Source organism: Streptomyces anatolicus (genome assembly GCF_019400875.1).
Classification (GTDB): domain Bacteria; phylum Actinomycetota; class Actinomycetes; order Streptomycetales; family Streptomycetaceae; genus Streptomyces; species Streptomyces anatolicus.
Genome location: NZ_WMBF01000478.1, coordinates 1 through 4,835, shown reverse-complemented (window position 1 = coordinate 4,835; position 4,835 = coordinate 1). Strand labels below are relative to the sequence as shown.

Genomic DNA, 4,835 nt, shown 5'->3' with positions numbered 1-4,835 from the left:
GGGGTGAGCGTTCCGTCTCGGGGAGTTGCGGGAAGCCGGGACGGCGGGCGACGGGGTGGAGTACCTTGCCCTGCGCTTCCGGCATATGCCGGATGATCTTGTACGCCGTACGCCGACGCCGTACGCCGACGCCGTCCGCCGTCACCGGTCGCCCCCGGTCGCCGCCGGTCGCCGTCGGCGCGCTGCCGCCCTCAGCCGCGCTTGTCGGCACCGCCGCGCAACAGGTCCCGGCCGAACTCGACCATCTTCTTCGCGTAGTCCTCGGTCCACTCGGCGCGCTCCGCGATCAGGGCGGGCGTCAGCCGGTCGAACCGGCGGGGATCGGCGAGCTGGGCGGCCGCGATGGCCTGGAACTCGACGGAACGGTCCGTCGCGGCCCGGAACGCGTGCGTCAGCTCCGTCGCGCGGGCGAGCAGTTCGCGAGGGTCCTCGATCGACTCCAGGTCGAAGAAGTGCTCGGGGTCGGCCGATGCCTCCGCCGGCTCGAAGAGCAGGGGCGCGGGGCGCATGCGCTGTTCGGTCCGGGGCCGCTGGGGCTCCGCCATGGTTCCTCCTCGTTCGCTGCGGTGCCGCGGGGCGGCGTCGGCCGTCTTCCATTCTCCCCGCTGGCACAAGTGGGCCCCGGCGGGGGCGGGGCCCGGCCCGTAGCAGGCCTCGCGGCCGTGCGGGTCGGATCTCGGTTGCTCGCGCCGTTCCTCGCGCCCCTGACGGGGCCCTATGACTCCGGGTACGGGAACGCGCCCCGCAGGGGCGCGGGGAACTGCGCGCCCAGCCAGGCTCGGCCCGCACGGACGCGTCTGCCCGCGGCGGCCTCCGCCCCCGTGCGGGTCGCATGCTGGTTGCTCGCGCCGTTCCCCGCGCCCCTTACGGGGCTCTATGCCCCCGGCAAGTGATACGCGTCGGCGATAAGCCCGTACGAGCGCAGGCGGACCCCGCCATCATGCGCGTTGCCCGTGATCATGAGTTCGTCCGCTCCCGTCCGCTTCGCGAGGTCGTCCAGGCCCGTGCGGACCTGGTCGGCGGTGCCGTGGATGACGTTGGAGTTCCAGCTCTGCACGAACTCCCGCTCCATCTCGTTGAATTCGTACGCCTCCGCCTCCTCCGGCGTGGGGACGAGGCCGGGGCGGCCCGTGCGGAGGCGGACCATGTTCAGGGCCGCCGCCCGCACCTGGCGGCGCGCCTCGTTCTCGTCGTCGGTCGCCAGCGCCGAGACGCCGATGAGGGCGTAGGGGGCATCCAGGAGCGCGGAGGGCTTGAACGACTCGCGGTAGAGGTCGAGCGCCGGGATCGTGTTCCGCGCCGAGAAGTGGTGCGCGAAGGCGAACGGCAGGCCCAGCACCCCGGCGAGGCGGGCGCTGAAGCCGGAGGAGCCGAGCAGCCACACCGGCGGGCGGTGCGGGGACTGGACGCCGCCGGGCGAGGTCGCCTGGATGGGGCCGGGGACCGCGTGGATACGCCCGTAGGGGTGGCCGTCGGGGAAGTCGTCGTCCAGGAAGCGGATCAGCTCGGCGAGCTGCTGCGGAAAGTCGTCGGCGCCCTCGTTCAGGCGGTCCGCGCGGCGCAGGGCCGCCGCGGTCGCGCCGTCCGTGCCGGGCGCCCGCCCGAGGCCGAGGTCGACGCGGCCGGGAGCCATCGCCTCCAGGGTGCCGAACTGCTCGGCGATGACGAGCGGGGCGTGGTTGGGCAGCATGACGCCGCCGGAGCCGAGCCGGATGCGTTCGGTGTGGGCGGCGAGGTGGGCGAGGATCACGGCCGGGGAGGAAGACGCGACGCCCGGCATGGAGTGGTGCTCGGCCACCCAGTAGCGGTGGAAGCCGCGCGCCTCGGCCAGCTTGGCGATCTCGACGCTGGTGCGCAGCGCGTCGGTGGCGGTGCGCCCGGCGCCGACCGTGACGAGGTCGAGCACGGACAGCGGCACGGGCGCGGAGCCGTGCCGCTCACCCCGGATGCCTTCATCGTCGGCCCCCGGCACCCCCCGGATGCCTTCATCGTCGGCCCCCGGCACCCCGCGGATGCCGTCGTCGCGGTTGCCGTCGCCGGTCGGGTCCACTGTCACTGGGGTGCCTCCTGCACTGCGTACATACGTCACGTGGGTACGGGCGCGTCAACAGGAGGCTGGCTCCGTTTTATTCCCCGAGCAGGATCAGGGCCCCTGACCGCACCCCGATCCACACCCCTGAGGGCCCCGGGGCCAGTTACCGTGCCGCCATGGCTGATCCCCTGAAGACCCTCGTCGACGGAGTCGAGGTCGAGGTGCCCAACACCCTCCCGGACATCCGCGCCGCCCTGCCCGAGGAGCGGCGCGCGGAGTTCGACCGGGCCATCAACGCCGCCGGGGTCGACGAGATCCACGCCGTGATGCGGCACTGGATGCTGGAGGCCGTGCCCGATCCCGACGCCGAGGAGCGGCTCGCCCGGCTGGCGTCCGACGAGGCCGAGAGGCGGGGCACGTCGTGAGCCCTCGCCACCGCAAGGGCCACCGCGTCACCTACGCGCCGCCCGCCGACGACACCCTCGCCAAGATGGGCGACGCCGACGCCTTCCGCGCGGCCCTCGCCAGGACCGTCGGCCGGGACCCCTATGGCCACGGCTCGACACCCGTACGGGACGACCCCGACCGCAGGGAGGCCACGGTCGACGGTGCCATCGTCCTGTACTACGTCTCCGGATCGGTCCAGACGTTAACGGTGGTGAGGCTGATCCTCAGCCCCTAGGAGGTGACCCCGAGAGGGCCTGCGGTGCCCCCGTGCAGGCCTGCCGGCTCACCCCTTGACCTGCACCAGCGGCTCCTTCGTGAAGAGGGAACCCAGCTCCGGCGCGTTCACCCGGCGCTCGGCGAGCCGCAGGGCCTCCCAGACCGTGACCTGGTTGGCCGTCAGGACCGGCTTGCCCAGCGCCGCCTCCAGGTCGCGTACGTACGCCGCCGTGTGCAGGGCCGTGTCCGGCAGGAGCAGCGCCCGCGCGTCCGGGTGGTCGCCGTCGCGGGCCAGCGCGAGGACCTCGTCGCGGCCCCACGTCCCGACCTCCGCCGCCGTGATCACGCCACTGCCCCGCACCGCGACGACCTCCACGCCCGCCGCCTTCAGGAACTCCGAGAAGTGCCCGGCCACGTCCTCCGGATACGTCGCCGCGATCGCGACGCTGCCCGCGCCCACCTCACGTACGGCGTGGGCGAAGGCGAACGAGGTCGAGGAGGCGGGCATCCCCGCGGCCCGGGCGAGCTCGCGGACCTGGTCGTGCGCGCCCTCCCAGCCGCGGACGAAACCGCCGCTGGTGCACGCCCAGACCACCGCCTCCGCGCCGGAGAGCCGCAGCTCCTCGACGCCGGCGGCGAGCCGCGCCGCCGAGCCCATCTCCAGGAGCGCGTCGACCCGGTGCGCGTCCTCGCCGATGTCCGTATGGACGACCTGGAGCCGGACATCGCTGCCGAGCATCTGCTCCATGCGGGGATAGTCGTCCTCGGCCGAGTGCCCCGGGTAGAGAAATCCGAGTGCCGTCACGTCCAGCCTCCTCCTTCTGCGGGTGGTCCCGCGGGTGGTCCCTCGGGCAGGCCCTGTGGGGGCGGCGGGTCCAGCGCGCTCGCGCCCGGCCGCGCCCCCGGGTCGATCAGTGCCTGATAAGGCCCTACCGCACGCGTACCCAGCCGACGCAGGGCCGACCACATCGTCACCTGGTTCGCCGAGATCACCGGTACGCGCAGTTCCGCTTCCAGTTGCGGGATCACGTCGTACGTGGGGAGGTTCGTGCAGCTGATGAAGAGGGCGTCCGCGCTGCCCCGGACCGCGCGGCGCGCCATGTCGGCCACGTCCCGGTAGGAGACCTTCCAGATGTGCCGGGTCAGACCGAGGTAGGCGCGGGCGTCGACCGAGACGCCCGCCTCGGCCAGATACTCCTCAAGGGCCTGCGTCACCGACCAGGTGTAGGGGGTGACTAGCGCGATGTGCCGGACGCCCAGTTCGTCAAGGGCCTCCAGGAGCGCGCCGGAGGTGGTCACCGCGGCGACCGCGCCCTCGCGGGTCATGGCCTCGCACATCGCCCGCTCCCCCGCGACGCCGCCGACGAAACTGCCCGACGTGCAGGCGTACGCGAGGACTTCGGGCTCGGCGACGGTCAGCGCGCGCACCGCATCGGCGAGCGTCTCGTGCTCGCTGACCAGCCGCGCCAGGTCCAGGCTGACCTCGACCGGCACGTACGGGGTGCGGGTCAGATGGAGGGAGACCTCGTCCGGGACCCAGCGCCACAGTTCGCGGTCGAGGGCGAAGTCGAAAGGGGCAACGACACCGACACCTCGTTGTGGGTGCGGTCCGCCGAGGAAGGAGACGTCCATGAGCAGGCCCCAAGTTCATGCGTGGTGAGCAGGGACCGGCCGGGGGCCGGGGACGAGCGATACCGGCGACGCGCCGGGACGTCGGGACGGGGACGGCCGCGCGGGCGGACCACGCGGGCGGAACGTGCGGGCGGAACGTGCGGACGGGTCGGGCAGGCGGATCGAGCGGACGGAACGTACGGACGGAACATACGGAAGGAACGCGCGGACGCTTCGTGCCGGTGAGCGCACGGAGCGTACGCGGCTGTCGGTATGCGTGTGCGGCAGTGCCTCTGTTGACGAAGGTAGGTTCGGGTGCGAGCGTGGTCAATCGGCACATCTCAGACGCATCGCGGACGCACGCAGGCGCGCGCAGGCGCACGCATCGCAGACCCACCGCAGACGCATTCCCGACCCCTCGCAGACAGCCGAGCCGTACCTCTTCAGAGAAGCGGAACCTCATTGCGAAACGGTTTCCCCTCGATGTCCGAATCGACGCCCGGACCACCCCCCGGAACAACCGTTCTCG

At 72.9% G+C, this 4,835-nt stretch carries 6 protein-coding genes; 2 read left to right on the top strand and 4 right to left on the bottom strand.

Annotated elements, in window-relative coordinates; translation table 11 throughout:
• Nucleotides 1–191: 191 nt before the first annotated feature.
• Nucleotides 192–545: a DUF8844 domain-containing protein gene (locus GKQ77_RS27800; RefSeq protein ID WP_219691678.1), complete on the bottom strand. Its 354-nt coding sequence runs from the start codon at nt 543–545 to the stop codon at nt 192–194.
• 329 nt (nt 546–874) lie between these two features.
• Complete coding sequence (locus tag GKQ77_RS27795; RefSeq protein ID WP_372459998.1) at nt 875–2,005, bottom strand: LLM class flavin-dependent oxidoreductase; 1,131 nt, start codon at nt 2,003–2,005, stop codon at nt 875–877.
• A 203-nt stretch (nt 2,006–2,208) separates the two neighbouring features.
• On the opposite strand from GKQ77_RS27795, the gene GKQ77_RS27790 reads away from it, so the two are divergent.
• Nucleotides 2,209–2,457 carry a hypothetical protein gene (locus GKQ77_RS27790; protein WP_219691677.1) on the top strand — a complete coding sequence of 83 codons (249 nt, stop codon included), beginning with the start codon at nt 2,209–2,211 and terminating at the stop codon, nt 2,455–2,457.
• Nucleotides 2,458–2,522: 65 nt separating this feature from the next.
• A complete protein-coding gene (locus GKQ77_RS27785; protein WP_219691676.1) occupies nt 2,523–2,714 on the top strand; it encodes a hypothetical protein in 192 nt (63 codons plus the stop codon).
• Between the two features lie 48 nt (nt 2,715–2,762).
• Here GKQ77_RS27785 and GKQ77_RS27780 read toward each other — a convergent pair whose 3' ends face one another.
• Complete coding sequence (locus GKQ77_RS27780; protein WP_219691675.1) at nt 2,763–3,500, bottom strand: maleate cis-trans isomerase family protein; 738 nt, start codon at nt 3,498–3,500, stop codon at nt 2,763–2,765.
• Complete coding sequence (locus tag GKQ77_RS27775; protein WP_219691674.1) at nt 3,497–4,327, bottom strand: maleate cis-trans isomerase family protein; 831 nt, start codon at nt 4,325–4,327, stop codon at nt 3,497–3,499. Before GKQ77_RS27775 ends, GKQ77_RS27780 begins: the two co-directional genes overlap by 4 nt.
• Nucleotides 4,328–4,835 lie beyond the last annotated feature (508 nt).

What these genes read in the sequence shown, in the direction of transcription:
- GKQ77_RS27775 (WP_219691674.1), bottom strand. Translation starts at nt 4,327, where the DNA reads ATGGACGTCTCCTTCCTCGGCGGACCGCACCCACAACGAGGTGTCGGT.
- GKQ77_RS27800 (WP_219691678.1), bottom strand. Translation starts at nt 545, where the DNA reads ATGGCGGAGCCCCAGCGGCCCCGGACCGAACAGCGCATGCGCCCCGCG.
- GKQ77_RS27790 (WP_219691677.1), top strand. Translation starts at nt 2,209, where the DNA reads ATGGCTGATCCCCTGAAGACCCTCGTCGACGGAGTCGAGGTCGAGGTG.
- GKQ77_RS27785 (WP_219691676.1), top strand. Translation starts at nt 2,523, where the DNA reads ATGGGCGACGCCGACGCCTTCCGCGCGGCCCTCGCCAGGACCGTCGGC.